The organism is Streptomyces violaceorubidus (genome assembly GCF_000717995.1).
GTDB classification, from domain to species: Bacteria; Actinomycetota; Actinomycetes; order Streptomycetales; family Streptomycetaceae; genus Streptomyces; species Streptomyces violaceorubidus.
This window is the reverse complement of the sequence record NZ_JODM01000034.1, coordinates 1-18,423: the sequence shown is the minus strand read 5'-3', so window position 1 is coordinate 18,423 and position 18,423 is coordinate 1. Positions and strand designations below refer to the sequence as shown.

Annotated in this window: 10 protein-coding genes; 5 read left to right on the top strand and 5 right to left on the bottom strand. The window is 74.5% G+C overall.

The annotated features are described in order from the left end of the window. Window positions 1–13 precede the first annotated feature (13 nt). Both lhgO and IE94_RS0129570 read right to left on the bottom strand, forming a co-directional pair. Window positions 14–1,255: an L-2-hydroxyglutarate oxidase gene (gene lhgO, locus IE94_RS0129575; RefSeq protein ID WP_030190288.1), complete on the bottom strand. Its 1,242-nt coding sequence runs from the start codon at window positions 1,253–1,255 to the stop codon at window positions 14–16. A gap of 76 nt (window positions 1,256–1,331) precedes the next feature. Further along, window positions 1,332–2,753, bottom strand: coding sequence for an NsdA family TPR-like regulatory protein (locus tag IE94_RS0129570; RefSeq protein ID WP_030190284.1), 1,422 nt, complete (start codon window positions 2,751–2,753; stop codon window positions 1,332–1,334). A 712-nt stretch (window positions 2,754–3,465) separates the two neighbouring features. Here IE94_RS0129570 and IE94_RS0129565 point away from each other — a divergent pair. Both IE94_RS0129565 and IE94_RS0129555 read left to right on the top strand, forming a co-directional pair. Continuing rightward, entirely contained in the window at window positions 3,466–5,583 is a 2,118-nt protein-coding gene (locus IE94_RS0129565) for an asparagine synthase-related protein (protein ID WP_030190281.1), read from the top strand. A 416-nt stretch (window positions 5,584–5,999) separates the two neighbouring features. Further along, a complete protein-coding gene (locus tag IE94_RS0129555; protein WP_037923882.1) occupies window positions 6,000–9,305 on the top strand; it encodes an ATP-binding protein in 3,306 nt (1,101 codons plus the stop codon). On the opposite strand, the gene IE94_RS0129550 is transcribed toward IE94_RS0129555, so the two are convergent. Both IE94_RS0129550 and IE94_RS0129545 read right to left on the bottom strand, forming a co-directional pair. Continuing rightward, window positions 9,292–11,358: a sigma-70 family RNA polymerase sigma factor gene (locus IE94_RS0129550; RefSeq protein ID WP_030190276.1), complete on the bottom strand. Its 2,067-nt coding sequence runs from the start codon at window positions 11,356–11,358 to the stop codon at window positions 9,292–9,294. The genes IE94_RS0129555 and IE94_RS0129550 overlap by 14 nt on opposite strands. A 184-nt stretch (window positions 11,359–11,542) precedes the next feature. After that, window positions 11,543–12,427, bottom strand: coding sequence for a TetR/AcrR family transcriptional regulator (locus IE94_RS0129545; protein WP_030190275.1), 885 nt, complete (start codon window positions 12,425–12,427; stop codon window positions 11,543–11,545). Between the two features lie 372 nt (window positions 12,428–12,799). On the opposite strand from IE94_RS0129545, the gene IE94_RS0129540 reads away from it, so the two are divergent. Both IE94_RS0129540 and IE94_RS0129535 read left to right on the top strand, forming a co-directional pair. Continuing rightward, window positions 12,800–14,179 (top strand): NAD(P)/FAD-dependent oxidoreductase, encoded by a 1,380-nt coding sequence (locus tag IE94_RS0129540; protein WP_030190274.1) that lies wholly within the window; start codon window positions 12,800–12,802, stop codon window positions 14,177–14,179. A 182-nt stretch (window positions 14,180–14,361) separates the two neighbouring features. Then, window positions 14,362–16,026 carry an ATP-binding SpoIIE family protein phosphatase gene (locus IE94_RS0129535; protein WP_030190273.1) on the top strand — a complete coding sequence of 555 codons (1,665 nt, stop codon included), beginning with the start codon at window positions 14,362–14,364 and terminating at the stop codon, window positions 16,024–16,026. Between the two features lie 63 nt (window positions 16,027–16,089). Here IE94_RS0129535 and IE94_RS0129530 read toward each other — a convergent pair whose 3' ends face one another. Then, window positions 16,090–17,367, bottom strand: a complete 1,278-nt coding sequence (locus IE94_RS0129530) for an MDR family MFS transporter (RefSeq protein ID WP_030190272.1) — start codon at window positions 17,365–17,367, stop codon at window positions 16,090–16,092. Window positions 17,368–17,513: 146 nt separating this feature from the next. On the opposite strand from IE94_RS0129530, the gene IE94_RS0129525 reads away from it, so the two are divergent. Then, entirely contained in the window at window positions 17,514–18,062 is a 549-nt protein-coding gene (locus IE94_RS0129525) for a MarR family winged helix-turn-helix transcriptional regulator (RefSeq protein WP_030190270.1), read from the top strand. Window positions 18,063–18,423: the final 361 nt, after the last annotated feature.

Sequence of the window (18,423 nt, the reverse complement as noted above, 5' to 3'; positions counted from 1 at the left end):
AGGCCGGGTGCGGCTAGGAGGCGGGGGCGCCGGAGGTGCTTCGGTCCGCCAGCAGCGCCAGCGCCCTGCGCGCCACCTCCCGGCCGATGGGCAGGGACGCGGTCGCCGCGGGCGACGGCGCGTTCAGTACGTGCACCGCGTGGGCGCCCTCCTTGATCAGGAAGTCGTCCACCAGCGTGCCGTCCGCCAGCACCGCCTGCGCCCGCACCCCGGCCGGGGCGGCCACCAGGTCGTCCTCCGTCACCGCCGGCAGCAGCCTGCGGACCGCCGTCGTGAACGCGGTCCTGGACAGCGACCGGCGCAGCTCCCCCGCGCCGTACCTCCAGTGCCGCCGGGCTATCCGCCACGAACCCGGCCAGGCCAGGGTCGCGCCCAGCTCGCGGGGGCGCACCACACCCCAGCCGTAGCCCTCGCGCGCCAGCGCCGGTACCGCGTTCGGCCCGACGTGCACGCCGCCGTCGATCCCCCGGGTCAGATGCACCCCGAGGAACGGGAACGCCGGGTCCGGCACCGGATACACCAGGCCGCGCACCAGCTCGGGCCGGGCCAGCTCGTAGTACTCGCCCCGGAACGGGACGATCCGCATGCCGGGGTCGTCCCCGGTCAGCCGGGCGATCTCGTCGCAGTGCAGCCCGCCGCAGTTGACCAGGACCCGGGCGCGGAGCACGTCCCCGGCACGGGTGCCGACGGCGACCCCCACGCCGGGGCGCCGGTCGATGCGGTGCACCTCGGCGCCGTAGCGGATCTCCGCGCCGGACGCGCGGGCCAGCTGCCGGGCCACGGCGCCGTAGTCGCAGATGCCGGTGGTGCCGACGTGTATGGCGGCCAGGCCCCGCACCTTTGGCTCGTACTCCTGGATCTGGGGGCCGCCCAGCTCGCGCACCGGTATGCCGTTCTCCCGGCCGCGCTGGACGAGGGCGTGCAGGCGGGGCAGCTCGGCGCGGTCGGTGGCGACGATCAGCTTGCCGGTGACGGCGTGGGCGATGCCGTACTCGGCGCAGAACTTGACCATCTCGGCGGCGCCCCGGACCGCGTAGCGCGCCTTCAGGGAGCCCGGGCGGTAATAGACACCGCTGTGGATGACCCCGCTGTTGCGGCCCGTCTGGTGGCGGGCGGGGCCCGGCTCCTTCTCCAGGACGGTGACGCGGGTGCCCGGGGCGGCGCGCGTGATCGCGTACGCCGTCGACAGGCCGACGATTCCGCCGCCGATCACCAGCACATCGCAGTCGAACGCCTGTTCCAGCGCTTGTCCCATATCCCGGTCCACCTCCCGGCTTCGATAGTGCACTGCGCCACTGACAATGCCTTCAAACCCGGAAGCGGGCGGTCCGTCAGGCCGGAGTCACCAGCAGGGGGCGGGCGCGCTCGCGCAACTCCACCACGCGCGGCTCGTCGCCGTACGGCTCCAGGCGGTGCAGGAGGTCCTTCACGTACTCGGTGGTGCGGGCCGAGGAGATGCGGCCGGCCACCTCGACCGCCCGCACGCCCTGCTCGCAGGCCGCGTCCAGATTGCCCGACTCCAGCTCGGCCACCGCCGAGACGACGAGTCTGAGGCCGTGCGAGCGTACGAACTCCTCCGTCGGTTGCGACAGCGCCTGCTCGGTGAAGCGGCGGACCTGGCGTGGTGCCTTCAGGTCGCGGTAGCACTCGGCCGCGTCGGCGGCGAACCGGTCGTAGGAGTAGAAACCCAGCCACGAGGGGTCGCTGTCGCCCGGGCGGGAGCGCTCCAGCCAGCTCTCGGCGGCCTTCAGCGCGGCCCCGGCCGCCACCGCGTCCCCCGCGCGCGCGTGGGCGCGTGCCTCCACCAGGCGGAAGAAGCTCATGGTGCGGGCGGTGGCCAGGCCGCGGTTGCGTTCGAGGGCGGCCTGGGCGAGGTCCACGCCCTCGTCGCCGAAGCCGCGGTAGGTCGCCTGGAGGGACATGGAGGCGAGCACGTATCCGCCCAGCGGGACGTCGGCCGCCGCGCGGGCCAGGCGCAGGGCCTGGATGTAGTACCGCTGGGCCGCCTCCTGCTGGCCGGTGTCGAAGGCCATCCACCCGGCCAGGCGGGTCAGTTCGGCCGAGGCGCCGAACAGGGCGCGGCCGACCTCGTCGCTGTAGGAGCCGAGGAGGAGCGGAGCCGCCTCGACGCGTAAGCACTCGGGGACCATCGACGAACGCCAGTCGCCACCGCCGTACTTGGAGTCCCAGCGCCGGGCGTCCTCGGCGGCCTCGCGCAGCTTCCGCACGTCACTGTGGCCGACTTTGAGCGGTGCGCCGGAGCCCTCGGCGGGGCCCGCCTCGCGCGCCACCGAGCTGTCGGCCGGGGTTATCAGCCATCGCGAGGCGGGCGTCGCGTACGCGCTGACCGCGAACGACCCCGCGAGCGACTGCCAGATGCCGCCGCCGGCCCGGCGCCCGGCGAGGTCGAGACGGTACAGCTCGGTGGCGGACGTGACCGCCTGGCCGACGTCCCGGGGGAAGGCGAGGCCCACTTCGGGGGCGGGGTCCGCGTCCGCCAGGCCGATCTCGTGGAGCGGCACCGGGCGGCCGAGCTTCTGGCCGATGGCGGCGGCGATGAGGTGCGGCGCCGCACCCTGCGGCACCATGCCCTTCGACACCCAGCGCGCCACCGACGTCTTGTCGTAGCGAAGCGTCAACCCGCGTTGTGCCCCCAGGTCGTTGACGCGTCGGGCGAGTCCTGCGTTGCTGATTCCCGCGAGGGCGAGAACGGTGCCGAGCTTCTCGTTCGGCCCGCGTTGCTCCCTGGACATGCGCCACCCCTCGACACAGACGGCTGCCGCGCTGGCATAGCCACGCGGCATTCGTAAACCCAGCGTAGTTCGCCGCATCCCATGCGTTAAGAGGCATTGTTCCGGATGGCGGGATTGTGGTCCGTACTCAAGTGCGGTGTATGCACGGTCTGTTGCCGCGTGCTCCCGATGTGTGGCCGTGCGCCCGTGCGTGCGCTCTTCTCCGGCCACGGCGGGAGCGATTCCATGGGCGGTGCGTGGGTCGGCCCGCTGTACTGGATCCAGTGGGCTGGGGGACGCCGCCGCCTACATCCCCGCGGGCGGCGGACCGGTCCGGGGGGCGAGGCCCGTCCCCCGGACTGCGCGCCGGCGGTACTCCACCCGCTGGTGCGCAGAGTTGTACGGAGCGTGTTCGAGTGCGACTGCGTGACGTCGATTTGGCTGAAAATCACCTCTGGTGATTCCGGGGTACTACCGCCCTCACCACGGGAGTTGAGGGCGCGCAGGGGAGCCAAAGGGCGCGTTGCGGGGGCGCATTCGCGTCGTCTTCACTCCCTTCGGTGCGGCACCCAGGAGGCGCCGGAAGGGAGCCGGCGTCCTCGCGTGAGTCTCCGCGAGAGCGCACTGAGGGAGCACACGCGGCTCCGGCGGCGCTCTGCGGCGCGCCCTTCATGGCAGCATGGGGAACCAGTTCGTGCGGTGCACTGGTTGTCCCCAGCCTGTGGAGGCGTCGATGCGGTGGTTGGTGGGGTGGAGCAGCGCCGCCGTGGGGGCAGCGGGGATCGCCGGGGCGGCCGGTTCCGCGGGGGCCACCGGCTACGACGGCGAGACCGTGCAGCCCGTGGGCGCCCAGCAGTTGTGGGGCGACCCCGACCCGCTGTGGGCGGTCGGCGACTGGCGCCCCGACGAGGTGCGCGTCGTCACCGCCGATCCGCAGACCCGGATCGCCGTCCTCGGCATCTGCGGCGCGAGCGACGAGCAGCTGCGGGTCGCGCTGTTCGCCGCGCGCGGGGGTGCCCTTCGGCATCTGACGGCGTGGCCCGGCAGCTACACGGCCGTCGTCCAGGTGGGGCGGCGGATCACCGTCTGCGGCGACCTCGCGGGCGCGCGGCCGGTTTTCCACACTCCCTGGGCGGGCGGCACCGCCTACGCGACCGCCGCGCTGCCGCTGGCCGACCTCGTCGAGGCCAACCTCGACTTCGGCCACCTCGCCGCGCTGCTCGCCACGCCCGATGTGCCGGCCGCGCTGGACGACTCCACCCCGTACGACGGCGTGAAGCGTGTTCCGCCGGGGCACGCGCTGATTCTGCGCGCCGGGGCGCGCGAGATCGCGGGGTACGAGCCGGTGGCCTCGCTCGCCGTCGCGGCGCCCGCGGCGGACCCCGACCGCGCGGTGGACGGCGTGCGGGACGCCCTGGTGGAGGCGGTGCGCACCCGGCTCGCCGCGCCCCGGCACATCCCCGGGGACGGCATCGACCCCGGGCCGGTGCCGGGCATGGGGCCCGCGGAACGCCGTGCGGCGCGCGGGATGCCGGTGCCGGGGATCGGGGCGGATCTGTCCGGCGGGCCGGCCTCGGGCACGCTGGCGCTGCTGGCGGCCGGGCTGCCGGGGATGCCGGGGACCGTGCTCGGACACGGCACCGGGGCCGGGGAGCGGCTGCTGGCCGTCACCTTCAACGACCTCGCGGTCGGCGGGCAGGAACCCGAGCTGGCGCGGGCGGGTGCGCTGGCGGCCAACCCGCGGCTGCACCACGTGGTGGTCACCGGCGGCGAGGACATGCTGCCGTACGCCGCGCTGGACGGGCCGCTGACCGACGAACCGGGCTCCGTCCTGGTCGCCGCCGCCCGGCACCGGGCGCGGCTGGCCGCGGGAAGCGCGGACCACTTCACGGGATACGGGGCGCGGCAGGTCCTGGACGCCCATCCGGCGCGGCTGGCCGACCTGCTGATGGACCGCAAGCGGCGCCACCTGGTCCGGCCGGTGGCCGCGCTCGCCAAGGCCGACGGGTCGGTGCTGGTCCCCGCGCGCGTGTACGGGGCGGCGCGGCGGCTGGCTCGGACGCCGTACCGGAGCGGGCTCGAAGTGCTCGCCGAGCGGTTGCTGCGCAGACGCTTCGACACGCCGGGCGACGGGGCGATGGACGCCTCGCTGGCCGCGCTGACCTGGGCGGGGCCGGGGCCGGCGGCGCGGTGGCTGACCGGAGAGGCGTTGGCTGAAGTATCGGTTCGCCTCCAGACGTCCTCGCAGCGGTCGGGGGTGGGTCCGGGGCAGCGGCCGGGCGACTTCCGGGCGCGGGCCGCTCTCTCGCGGCAGGCCGCGGAGGTGCGGGTGCTGGAGCAGGCGGCGGAGGTCCGCTTCCAGCGGTTGCACACGCCGTTCCTCGACAACCAGGTCGTCCGGGCCTGCCGGGCCCTGCCGGAGGCGCTGCGGGTGCAGCCGGGGGCGCGGGCGGCGATCCTGCGGACGGTGCTTGAGGGGGCGGGGGTGAGCGAGCTGCCCAGCGGGTGGGGGGCGCCCACGCAGGCGCTGGCCGCCTCGACGGCGCGGACGGGGCTGCGGGTCGCCGCGGACTCCCTGCTGGGGCTCTTCGACCGGCCGCTGCTCGCGGAGGCGGGGCTGGTGGAGGCGCGGGTGGTGCGCAGGGCGGTACGGGCGGCTGCCGCGGGTGAGCCGCTGCCGCTGGACGGGCTGGCCGACCTCGTCTCGCTGGAGCTGTGGCTCGGGCGCCTGCTGGCCCGCCGCGGCACCTGCTGGACCGGCACCCCGGCCCGCCAGCGCGCGGTACCTGCGGGCATCGCGCCGCAGCGGGGGGCGCTGGGCGGGGCTGGGGCGGTTGTGCGGCGGGGGTGACGGGGTGCCTGCGGGTGCCTGCGGGTGCCTGCGGCGCCTGTGCGGCTCCGGTCGGAACGGCGCGGAATCGGTGGGACAGGGATCTGGAACTCCGTTGACGCGCCAACCGCTGCGGGCGGACACCCCCCGACACGACCCCTTCTCGCCGTACGCGGCTGCTGCCGCCCACGCCCCGCGTCCCCCGCTCGCCGTACGCGGCTCTCCCACCGTCCCGCCCCAGCTGCGGGCAGTCGTGCCGCTGGGGCGGCACGGGTGGGCGCAGCGGCACCCCGGCAGCGCCGGGCCACGCGACCCACCCCCCCCGGCCCACACCCACCCCGGGCGCCAAGTCCGCGCCGGACAAATGACCGCGTCGACACTGGGCGACAAGACGACGCCGGGTGCCCCCACCCCACCGCTGCGGCGACAATGACCCCGTGCGGTACAGAATCCTGGGCGTCACCCAGACGGAGGACCACGGCACCGTCGCGAGCCCCGGCGGCCCCCGCCTGCGCGCGCTGCTCACCGCCCTCGCCCTCCGCCCCGGTGACGTCGTCACGCCCGCCACCCTGATCGACGAGGTCTGGGCGCAGGACGAGCCGCCCCAGGACGCCCCCGCCGCCCTCCAGGCACTGGTCGGCCGCCTCCGCCGTACCGTCGGCAAGGGGGCCGTCGACTCCGCGCCCGGCGGCTACCGGCTCGCGGCGACCCGCGACGACGTGGACCTGTACGTCTTCGAGCGCCTCGTACGCCAAGGCACCACCGCCCTCGAACGCGGCGACGCCGTCGCCGCCGCCCGGCACCTGGACGAGGCACTCGCCCTCTGGCGCGGGCCCGCCCTCGCCGACCTCCCCGGTCACGCCGCCGGGCCCGAGGCCCTGCACCTGGAGGCGACCCGCACCCGTATCGAGGCCGGCCTGCGCCTCGGCCACGCCCACGACGCCGTACCGCGGCTGCGCGAACTGACCGCCGCCCACCCGTACGACGAACCGCTGCACGCCCTCCTCATCGGCGCCCTGCGCGCCACCGGCCGCGACGCGGACGCCCTGGCCGCCTACGAGAGCACCCGCCGCACCCTCGCCGAAGGCCTCGGCACCGAACCCGGCCCCCGGCTGCGCGCCCTGCACGCCGAACTGCTCGGCGCACAGGGCACGGTGCGCGCCCCTGCGCCGTTCGAGCGGACCCCCGACGGCCGCAGGGGCAACATCAGGCCCCGGCTGACCAGCTTCGTGGGACGGGAGCTCGAACTCGACGCCATCCGCTGCGAACTGCGCGGGTCCCGCCTCGTCACCCTCACCGGACCGGGCGGATCCGGAAAGACCCGCCTCGCCGAGGAGGCCGCCGCCGGGCTGGCGCAGGCCTGGCTGGTCGAGCTCGCCCCGCTCGACCGCCCGGAAGCGGTGCCCGGCGCGGTCGTCAACGCCCTCGGGCTGCGCGAGACCGTGCTGCTGACCGGAGACCGGCCCGCCGTGCAGGACGATCCCGTCGCCCTGCTCGTCGAGTACTGCGCCCCGCGCAGCCAACTCCTGGTCCTCGACAACTGCGAACACGTCATCGGCGCGGCTGCCCGGCTCGCCGAGACCCTGCTGACCCGCTGCCCGGGCCTCACCGTCCTCGCCACCAGCCGGGAACCCCTGGGCGTGCCCGGCGAGTCGGTGCGCCCGGTCGAGCCGCTCACCCCCGAGCAGGCGCGGCGCCTGTTCACCGCGCGTGCCAGTGCCGTGCGTCCCGACGCGGACGCGGTCCTGCGGGACGAGGAGGCGGTCGCCGAGATCTGCCGGCGCCTCGACGGACTGCCCCTGGCCATCGAACTGGCGGCCGCCCGGCTGCGACTGCTCACCCCGCGGGAGATCGCCGACCGGCTCGACGACCGCTTCCGCCTGCTCACCTCGGGCAGCCGCACCGTCCTGCCCCGCCAGCAGACCCTCCGCGCGGTCGTCGACTGGTCCTGGGACCTCCTCGACGCGGCGGAACGCACGATGCTGCGCGAGCTGTCCGTCTTCGCGGGCGGCTGGGACCTCCCGGCCGCCGAGGCCGTGGCGAGCGGACCCGCGGCGGAACTCGTCGGGGCCCTCGTCGACAAGTCCCTGGTCGTCGCCGACCCGGGCGCCGAGGGCGCCGGCATGCGCTACCGCATGCTGGAGACCATCCACGAGTACGCCGACGAGCGCGCCCGTGAGGTCCCCGTGCTGCGCGCCGCCGCCGAACGGGCCCACCGCGCGTGGGCGCGCGCCCTGGCCGAGGAGGCCGACCCGCGGCTGCGCTCGGCCGGACAACTGCCGTACATCTCCCGCCTGGAGACCGAGCACGACAACATCCGTGCGGCCCTCGACCGTTCCCTGACTGCGGGCGACGAGCCGGAGGCCGCCGCCCTCGCGCTCGCCATGGGCTGGTTCTGGTGGCTGCGCAACTACCGGCACGAGGGCGTCAGGTGGCTGGACCGGGTGCTGCGCCTCGGAGCCGCCCTGGACGCGGAGGGCGGCGGCCGGGTGCCCGCGGCCGACGTCCTCGCACGCGGTACCGCCGCAGCGGACCCCGTCGACGCACTGCTCGCCGTGGGGGAGGGCGGGCCGCCGCGCCCCCTCGACTCCCTGCGCATGCGGGTGCGGATGATGCACATCCTCCTCACCTTCGAGACGGCGCCGAGGGAGGGACTGCTGGACGAGCGGATGCGGCGGTACGTCCGGCGGGTGCGGGACCACTTCGCCGCGGGCGGCCCCGAAGCGGCCCGGGTGCCCGGTCTCGTGTGGCCGCTGACCGAGTTCTTCGTCAGCGACTCGGGCGACGTCCGCGCCTCCATGGACGCCTCCGTCGCCAACTGCCGTGCCTACGGCGGTGAGTGGGAGATCGCCGCCAGCCTCATGTTCCGCACCCACGCGGTGGTCGACATCTCGGGCGCCGCCGCGGGCATCGACGACGACCTCGCGGAGCTGCGGGTACTCAGCCGCCGGGTCGGCGACCGCCTGGTGGAGGCCCAGGTCTGCAGCGCCTTCGGCGAGGCCGCCATGGTGCGCGGCCGCTACGAGGAGGCCAGGGCCGAGTACGCGGAGGCGCTGCGGCTCGCCGAGGAGGTGGGCGCCTTCGCGGAGGCGCCGTTCCTCATCGCCCGGCTCGCCGAGATCGCCTACCGCGAGGGGGACCACGGCACGGCACTCGACGTGCTCGACGAGGCCGGCGCCGCGGCGGACCGGTACGGCGTGGTGGACTCCAAGGCCTTCGTCCTGATGCTGAGGGCCGGGCTCGCGGTGGTGGAGGAGGACTTCACGCGGGCGCGCGGCCTGTGGGAGGCGGCCCGCGAGGAGTGCCTGCGCGGCACGCCGCCGCCGCAGTTCCTGGCCATGCTGGGGCTGGTGGACGCCCTCGTGACGGCGGGCGAGTCCGGTCCGGGGCAGGCCTTGCCGCTGCTGGCGGACACGCTCCGGACGGCCGTCGAGGAGCGGTGCGCCGACCTGGTCGTCGCGACCCTCGTGGACAGCGCGGCGGGCCTGCTGAGCGACCTCGGCGACCACGCCCGTGCGGTACGGCTGCTCGGCGCCGCGGGCCACTGGCGCGGCGACCGTCCGCGCCCCGTGCCGGACCGGGCGCACGCCGAACGGGCCGAGGCCGCCGCCCGCGAGGCCCTCGGCGGGGACCGGTACGCCCTCGAACTGGCCGGGGGAGCCGTCCTCACGCCCGGGGACGTCGTGGGCGAGCTGGAGGCGGCGGTGGGGCAGCCGGTCCCGCGGACACCTACGCGCAGGTGAAGCGGGACTGGGCCCAGTCCGCGAGGGCCAGCGAGTCGAGGGGGCTGTGCGGCTCGGTCACCAGCCGCAGGGTCTCGCGCCCCGTGATGTCCACGTGGACCGGTACGGCGGGGTCCCCGCCCTTGACCATCCCCGAGTTCCACACGGGGACGCCGTCCGCGTACACCGAGAAGTGGACCTTGCCCAGCTTCATCGTCAGGTCGTCGACGCCGGCCAGGGCGTCGTAGGACGAGCACGCGCGGTTGAGGTCGATGGTGACCGAGGAGCGTCCGTTGACGGTGACGCCGTGCGGGTACGACACGTCGTCGATCGACAGGGCGGAGCGCTGCCACACCCAGCTGCTCGCGGTCAGCCGCATCTCGGGGCCGGTGCCGTCGCCGCTCACGTCGTACGCCAGCTCGCTCCACTCGTAGACGGTGGGGGCGGGCGGTGGCGGTGGCGGTGAGGAGGGCGGTGGTGGCGGTGGCGGTGGTGACGGTGACGGTTTAGGGGGTGGGGGTGTTGGGGTGGGGGTGGGTTTCGGGGTCGGTTTCGGTTCGGGCTTCGGGGGCGGCTTGGGTGCCGACACCGGTGCGGGTGGGCGCGTCGAGGGCGTGGGGGTGTCCGGGGCGGGTTGTGCCACCGGTGAGGAGGCCGGCGGGGCGGCCTTCGGCGGCTCCTCGGCCGGGGCGTCGTTGCCGACCAGCGCGAGGGCCAGCGCCGCCGCGGCGGCCACCGCGACCACACCGGCCGCGATACCGGCCTTCACCGGTGCGCCGAGCCCTTCGGAGGCCGCCGCACTGCCCCCGGCGCCCGCCCCGCCGGAGCTGCCGCCGCTCGCCGCGGCCGCCGCGCCCGCGGCTCCCGCCGCACCGGCGCCCGCGCCTCCGGCGATGAGCCCCGCCGCCTTCGCGTACCCGGCGACGCCGAACCAGCCGATGACCGCGACCGGCACCACGGCGGGAATGCCGCTCGCGACCTCCTCGATCTGGGTCGCGGCCAGCCGGCACCTGGCGCACTCCTCCAGGTGCTTGCGCAGCCCGCGCTCGGCCCGGATACGCAGCCTGCCGCGCGCGTACGTGCCGAGCTGGTCGGCGTAGCGGGCGCACTCCTCGTCGGTGGCGAGGGCATCGCTGACATGGGCCTGGAGATAGGCCTGCTTCAGCCCCTCGCGGGCGCGGCTGGCGAGGACGCGGGTGCCGTTGGCGTCCAGCCCGAAGAGCATGGCCACCTCGCTCGGCGACTCGTCCTCGACCTCGGTGTGCCACAGCACGGCCTGCCACCGCTCCGGCAGCGACCGGAAGGCCCGCATGGCCATCGACTGCTCGGCCTCGTGCATGGCACGGACGTCGGCGCCCAGCTCCAGGGTGTCGTCGTCCGCCTTCGCGGTGTGCGCGGCCTGCGCGGCGAACACCGCGAAGTCCTCGACGAGGTGCTCCCGCCCGGCCGACCTGGTCCAGCCGGCGGCGACCCGCCGGACCGCGGTGAGCAGGTAGGCGCGCACGGCGTGCTCGGGCCCCGAACCGCCGCGCACCGCCTGGAGCATGCGGGCGAACACCTCGGCGGTGAGGTCGTCCGCGGTGTGGGCGTCGCGGCAGCAGGTACGCGCGTACCGGCGCACCGCGTCCGCGTGGCGCCGGTACAGCTCCTCGTACGCCGAGTCGTGGCCCGAGCGCATCCGCTCGATCAGCTCGGCGTCGGGGGCCGGCAGCTCCCGCGGCGGGGGCAGGATGCCACCGTCGTACGGCTCCCGGGGCGGGGGCAGGACGCCGTCCTCGTGCAGCTCGCGCTGGGCCGGGAGCCCGGCCCCCGCAACGCCCCCGTCCTCGACGGGGATCACGCGGTCACCGTCCTGCGCGGAACCGGGGAGGGCACCGTCCTCCGCGGGGCCGCCACGGCCGGTGTCCTCGGCCGGGCCGCCGCCCTTCGCGGGAGCACCGTCCCGCCGGGCCCGGCCCCGGCCGCCCTGGCCCGGCACCTGCGGTGCGTCACCGTCCCGGGTGTCGCCTGTCTCGACGTCCCCGGGACGGTGCTCCCCGTCGCCCAGTGACCCGTCCCGCCCGTCAACGCTCATCGCGGAAAGCCCCCGCCAACCTGCCCAGCCCGTCCGAACACCGGGTCAGCGTGCCATATTGGCTTTTGTTCAGGACCCCCCTGTGCCCACCGTCACTCGTCTGTGGGGACTTGTCGGGACGCGGTAATAACGCTCAGCCGTTCGGGGAAGGATGAGCAGGCCGCCCGGCGGCAACGCCGCCGTCTCACGCCGGCCGCGACCGCAGTCCCTCCAACAGGATGTCCAGCAGCCGGGCCGAAGCCGCCGCCTGCTGAGCCGGGTCGGGCAGCGAGGGCGCCGCCGTGGCTATCACCAGCAGGACGTCCGACACCGACACGTCCGGCCGCAGCTCACCGGCCGCCCGCGCCCGGTCCACGAGCCGGCCCACGACCTCCAGCAGCGCCGCTGCCCCGTCGTCGATCGCCACGGCACCCGCGTCAGAGCCCCCGGCGCCGGGACTCGCCGCGCCCGCCGCGCCCGCCGCGCCCGCCGCGTCCGCGGCGGAACCCGCGGCACCGGCCGCCGCCCCCGTCCTGGCGGGCTCCCCGGGCACCGGGCGCAGCTCGCCGGTGCCCGGCTGTATCCGCTGCTGCGGCACCCGCGCGTCACCGGCCGCCGCACCACCGGCACCGACGACGCCACCGTCGGCGTCGTCCGGCACCCCGACCCGCAGTACCTGCGGCGGCAGCAGCCGGCCGGCACCCGAGGCCACCGACGTCCGCAGGAAGCGGGACAGCGCCGACCAGGGCTCGTCCTCCTGCCCGAGGGCCGTACGCGCCTGGTCGGTCAGCCGCGCCGTCTCCTCCTCGGCTATCCGGCGCACCAGGACGTCCTTGCTCGGAAAACGCCGGTAGACCGTGCCGACACCGACCCGCGCGCGCCGCGCCACGTCCTCCATCGGAGCGCCGTAGCCCAGCTCGCCGAACACCTCCCGCGCCGCGCGCAGCACGTGCTCCAGATTGCGCTGGGCGTCCACGCGCAGGGGCGCGCTCCGCGCCGCGTCGCCGCGTGCGCCGCCCACCCCCGCGTTCATCGCACCGCCGGGCGCGACGGCCGACGCGGACGACCAATGAGAATCCTGAACATGCATAGACAATCCCCCGGTAATGACGTCTCCCCCCGGAGACTCCCCGCCATCGAAAGCCGGAGCGCGTGGAACGGGCCCGGTGGTGCGGCCCGCCCGTCGCGGACCCCATGAGCACATCCCCCTGCACACCGTCGGAAAGAACATAGTTGAGCGGGGGTCAATTCAGAAGGGGCACGTTCCGCACAGAGCGCCCCCCGATCGGCGCACGGATCGCATACGCCCCGAATGTGCCGCTCGCCACCCCCCTACTCACCCACGCTGACCTGCGTGACCATCCGGCGCCGCAGCGATTCGCCCGGCTCGGCGCGCAGGCGATCTCCGGTCACACAAATTGACGAGCCTGTGGACAAACGCAAGCGTCGGGTGCGTCATGGGATGGTGAAGGAACGTGCGCGCATTCTCGTTGTCGGCGGTGGCTACGTCGGGATGTACACGGCCCTGCGGCTGCAACGGAACCTCAAGGGCGAACTGCGGCGGGGCGAGGTCGAGATCACGGTCGTCACCCCCGATCCCTACATGACGTACCAGCCGTTCCTCCCCGAGGCGGCGGCCGGTTCGATCTCCCCGCGGCACGTCGTCGTGCCCCTGCGCCGCGTCCTCGGCCAGTGCGAGGTCGTCGTCGGCGAGGTCGGGTCCATCGACCACCGGTCCCGCACCGCCACGGTCACCACCCTCGCCACCGACGAGGAGAGGACGGGCGCCCGCCGGATCACGTACGACGAACTCGTCCTCGCGCCCGGCTCCGTCTCGCGTACCTTGCCCGTGCCCGGACTCGCCGACCACGGCGTCGGTTTCAAGACCGTCGAGGAGGCCATCGGCCTGCGCAACCACGTCCTCGAACAGATGGACATCGCCTCCTCCACCCGAGACCCCGCCCTGCGCGACGCCGCCCTCACCTTCGTGTTCGTCGGCGGCGGCTACGCGGGCGTGGAAGCCCTCGGCGAACTGGAGGACATGGCCCGCTACGCCGCGCGGTACTACCACAACGTCACGCCCGAGGACATGAAATGGATCCTCGTCGAGGCCTCGGGCCGGATCCTGCCCGAGGTCGGCGAGGAACTGGGCCGCTACACCGTCACCGAACTGCGCCGCCGCAACATCGACGTACGCCTGGACACCCGCCTGGAGTCCTGCGCCGACCGCGTCGCCGTCCTCAGCGACGGCTCCCGCTTCCCCACCCGCACGGTCGTGTGGACGGCCGGCGTCAAACCGCACCCGGTGCTCGCCGCCACCGACCTGCCCCTCGACGAGCGCGGCCGGCTCACCTGCACCGCCCACCTGTCGGTCGACGGTGCCCCGCACGCGTGGGCGGCCGGGGACGCCGCCGCCGTCCCCGACGTCACCGCCGCCGAACCCGGCCGGGAATGCGCCCCCAACGCCCAGCACGCCGTGCGCCAGGCCAAGGTCCTCGGCGACAACGTCACCCACGCCCTGCGCGGCGAGCCTCTCGACACGTACGCGCACGCGTACGCCGGTTCCGTCGCCTCCCTCGGCTTCCACAAGGGCGTCGCCCACGTCTACGGGCGCAAGCTCAAGGGTTACCCCGCGTGGTTCATGCACCGCGCCTACCACCTCAGCCGGGTCCCCACCGTCAACCGCAAGGCGCGCGTGCTCGCCGAATGGGTGATCGCCGGACTCTTCAAACGGGAGATCGTCTCCCTGGGGTCACTCGAACATCCGCGGGCGGAGTTCGAACTCGCGGCCGGTGGAAAGCCTCATCAGGAGCCCCCGCACAACCCGAAGGGGTCGTCCTGACCGGACTCAGGAACTCCCCCGGCCGCTGGGGCGTCTGACGGATGTCGGCCGGGCGGGCACCCTGCCAGACTGGTCCACCACCGCGGGCGCGCCGCCGCTCGCCCCAGCGCGGCCCCCGGGGCCCGGGCCGCCCCGGCCCGTCCCGGTCCCCGGCCGCCGACAACTACACGAGGCAAGGATTCGTGAACTTCACGCGCTGGAGCGCCCGACTCCCCGGAACACAGCGCCGCGCCGCCGCGCGGACCGACACGGCCACGGCCCTCTCCCCGGACCGGCGGGCAGACGGCTCCGTCCCCGCCGCCCGCGCCGAGCAGCTGACCGACGAGTCCCCGGCCGCCCCCGAGGTCCCCAGCGTCGACGAGCTGCCCGTACGCGACGTCCTCGATCGCGTCCCGGCCCTGGTTGCCCTCCTCCACGGCCCCGAACACCGCCTCGCCTACGTCAACGACGCCTACGTCGCCGCCTTCGGCAGGCGCGACCTCGGCGCCCGCGCCCACGAGGCCCTCCCCGAGCTGGACGAGCCCGGCCTCTTCCCGCTCCTGGACCAGGTCCAGCGCAGCGGACGCCCCCGCACCCTCAAGTCCCGCAAGGCCACGGACGGCCGCTCCTACACCTTCACCTGCACCCCGGTCGGCGCGGGCCGCCCCGGCGACGGACGCGGGGTGCTGGTCTTCGCGACCGACGTCACCGACCACGCCGAGGCCGCCGGCCGTCTGCGCGCGAGCGAACGCAGCCAGCGGGAAACCGCCGTCACCCTCCAGCGCTCCCTCCTCCCGCAGAAGCTGGAGGAGCCCGACGACCTGCGCGTCGCCGCCACCTACCACCCCGGCGGCACCGAGGCCGCGGTCGGCGGCGACTGGTACGACGTGATCACCCTCGGCGGCGGCCGCACCGCCCTGGTCATCGGCGACGTCATGGGCCGAGGCGTCCGCGCGGCGGCCGTGATGGGCCAGCTCCGTACGGCGGTCCGTGCCTACGCCCGCCTCGACCTGCCCCCGCACGAGGTCCTCCAGCTGCTCGACGGCCTCGCCGCCGAGATCGACGCCAACCAGATCGCCACCTGCGTCTACGCCATCCACGACCCCAACGAGGGCCGGCTGGTCTACGCGTCCGCCGGCCACCTGCCCATCCTGGTCCGCGACGAGGACGGCACCGTGCAGCGCGCCGACGAGCCCACCGGCCCGCCGCTCGGCACCGGCGGCTGGATCCACGCGTCCGGTTCGATCGCGCTGCCCCCGGGCTCCACGGCCGTCCTCTACACGGACGGCCTGGTCGAACGCCGCGACGAGGACCTCGACGAGGGCATCTCCGCCCTGGAGCGCGCCCTGTCCGGCGCCGCCGGCACCCCCCAGGTGGTCTGCGACCGACTGATCCGCTCGGCGGGCGTCACCCCGGACCACGACGACGACGTCGCCGTCCTGGTCCTCCAGCACCCCGCCCGTGGGGGCGCGGAGGCCGAGCTGTTCCGCAACGCCGCGCTGGAACTGCTCGGCGGGGTGGAAGCGGCCCCACGCGCGCGTGCCTTCGCCTCCGGCGTCCTCACCAGCTGGCGCTTCCCGACCGACCTGCACGACCTCGGCGTCCTGGCCACCAGCGAGCTGGTCGCCAACTCCCTCCAGCACGGCACCCCGCCGATGCGGCTGCGCCTGCGCCGTACCGACCGCCGCCTGATCATCGAGGTGACCGACGGCGACGACCACCTCCCCAGACGCCGCCGCGCGGAGCCGGGGGACGAGTCCGGCCGGGGCATCGCCATCGTCGCGACGATCGCCTCCAACTGGGGGTCCCGGCGCACCCCGGGCGGCGGCAAGGCGGTGTGGTGCGAGTTCGTCCTGCAGAAGCCGTGACCCGGCGCCGGAGGCGGAGAGGTGCCCGGCCTCCGGCCCCCGAGCCCCCGGCCGCCGTCCCGCTCACGCCTCCGCGACGACCACCGCGTCGGCAGGCGCCCCGCCCTGCGTGACCACCCGGCTCCGGGCCAGCGACGGCTGGTTCTGTACATCCGTGAGCTGCCGCCCCAGCCGCACCGCCAGCACCGTGATGCCCAACGAGAACAACAGGAACGCCACGACGTACGGCGCGTGCAGCGAAGCACCCAGCGGCCCGCCCACCGCGGGTCCGATCGCCAGCGCGAGCTGCTTCACCAGGGCGAAGGCGGAGTTGTACTGCCCGGCGAGCCCGGTCGGCGCCAGATCCGCCACCAGCGGCGCCAGCGTCGGCGACAGCATCGCCTCTCCCAGCCCGAACAGCGCGTACGTCGAGATGAACGCGGCCGTGGCCATCGTCTGGCTGCCGTGCCCCAGCCCCGCGTATCCGGCCACGGCCCACGCCACGGCCCAGATCAGCCCCACGGACGCGATCACGCGCGAGCGCTTGCGCCGCTCCACGAACTTCAGCACCGCGAACTGCGCGACCACGATCATCAGCGTGTTCGCCGCCAGCGCGGTTCCCAGCGCGGACGTGGAGATCCCGGCCGCCTCGACGCCGTAGGCGCTCAGCCCCGACTCGAACTGCCCGTAGCAGGCGAAGAACAGCACGAAGCCCAGCACGCACAGCTGCACCATGGCCCGGTTGCCGAGCAGCTGCTTCCAGCTGCCGCCCCCGGTCTGCCCCGGCGCCTGTTCGATCCGCGGAGCGCGCGGCGACCGCACCGTCGCCATGACGGCGACCAGCACCAGGAACATCGCCGCCTCGATGGCGAACAGCAGCGTGAAGGAGGACGCGCTCGTGGTGTCGACCAGATGACCACCGATGAGCCCGCCGACACCGAGTCCCAGGTTCTGCAGGAAGAACTGCGTCGCGAACGCGCGCGACCGGGTCTCCGTGGTGGAGCAGTCCACGATCATCGTCGCGAGGGCGGGCTGCATCACGGCCTGCCCGGCGCCGAGTGCGGCGGCGGACAGCAGCACCGTGCCCGCCGAGGCGGACAGTCCGAGGCTCATCGCGCCGAGCGCGGCGGTGACCAGGGCGACCAGCAGGACCGGCAGCGGGCCGCGCCGGACGATGGCCCGCCCGGCGAACGGCAGCACGATCAGCGCGGCCACGGCGAAGACGGCGAGCACGAGGCCCGCCGTGACAGAACCCAGTCCCCGCACCTGCGCCACATAGACGTACAGGTAGGGGACCGTGAAGCCGAGTCCGAACGCGCTGAGTGCGTTGCCCACGTGGATCCGGCGCATCGCCGCGCCCATTGCCCTGGTCACGTTCACCCTCTCTTGATCTCTCGGGATCGATCGCTCCAGCCGTTAGAGCTGAAGACTTAGAAGCTAAAGTTCAAAGATAAAGAGTACATACCGAAGGACTTCAAGGCAAAGGAGCCGCGTGCCATACTGCGGCCATGGGCGACACCTCCGGCGCCGGCGAGCCGACCCTCGAAGAGCAGATCGCCGCCTACCAGCGCGAGTTCCAGGACCTCGACCCCCAGGTCGAGAAGATCGTCTCGGCACTCTCCCGCCTCAACCGCCGGATGAACGTCGCGTACGGCCGGCAGACCGCCGAGCTGGGCATCAGCAACACGGACTGGGAGGTGCTGAAGGCCCTCGTGCTCTCCGGCGCCCCCTACCGGCTCGGCCCCGGCGCCCTCGCCAAGCGCCTCGGCCTGACCCCGGCCGCGATGACCCACCGCATCGACCGCATGGTGACGGAGGGCCTGGTCACCCGGGAGCGCGACGAGACCAACCGGGTCCGGGTGATCGTGGCGATCACGGCCGAGGGGCGAGAGAAGTGGCTGGAGGCCATGCGCCTCGCCACGGTCTTCGAGGAGGACCTGCTCCAGGACCTCTCCGCCGAGGACCGCGCCGCGCTCGGCGAGGTGCTCACCCGCCTCCTGCGCAGGGTGGAGCACGCGCAGCCGGACGCCGGTGGCCGTCTCAGTGACCTCGATTAAAGATCTTGACACCGACGCTTGACAGGCCCCTACGGGATCCGTAAGGTTCTTCGGGTTGCCACGGGACCGTAACGGTTCTGCGGTAGCACCTCCCGCCGCAGCAGCGGCAACCAAACCACCAGCACGATCCCCCAGCGGGAATGACTTCGGCGCGCCCGAATTCAATTCCGCCGGTCACTCGTCGCCCCGATCGACCTCGATTGGGAATCGCCGAGAGGGTCCGCTAAGGTTTGAGACGTCGGAACGGCCCAACGGCCGGGATGACAACCCCTTCTGACGGGGAATCAGGGCCGAAAGGATCTGATAGAGTCGGAACCGCCGGAAAGGGAAACGCGGAAGCGGGAACCTGGAAAGCACCGAG

Excerpts from the sequence above, each read along its gene's own strand:
- lhgO (WP_030190288.1), bottom strand. The coding sequence starts at position 1,255 with ATGGGACAAGCGCTGGAACAGGCGTTCGACTGCGATGTGCTGGTGATC.
- IE94_RS0129570 (WP_030190284.1), bottom strand. The coding sequence starts at position 2,753 with ATGTCCAGGGAGCAACGCGGGCCGAACGAGAAGCTCGGCACCGTTCTC.
- IE94_RS0129565 (WP_030190281.1), top strand. The coding sequence starts at position 3,466 with ATGCGGTGGTTGGTGGGGTGGAGCAGCGCCGCCGTGGGGGCAGCGGGG.
- IE94_RS0129550 (WP_030190276.1), bottom strand. The coding sequence starts at position 11,358 with ATGAGCGTTGACGGGCGGGACGGGTCACTGGGCGACGGGGAGCACCGT.
- IE94_RS0129545 (WP_030190275.1), bottom strand. The coding sequence starts at position 12,427 with ATGCATGTTCAGGATTCTCATTGGTCGTCCGCGTCGGCCGTCGCGCCC.
- IE94_RS0129540 (WP_030190274.1), top strand. The coding sequence starts at position 12,800 with ATGGTGAAGGAACGTGCGCGCATTCTCGTTGTCGGCGGTGGCTACGTC.
- IE94_RS0129530 (WP_030190272.1), bottom strand. The coding sequence starts at position 17,367 with ATGGGCGCGGCGATGCGCCGGATCCACGTGGGCAACGCACTCAGCGCG.
- IE94_RS0129525 (WP_030190270.1), top strand. The coding sequence starts at position 17,514 with ATGGGCGACACCTCCGGCGCCGGCGAGCCGACCCTCGAAGAGCAGATC.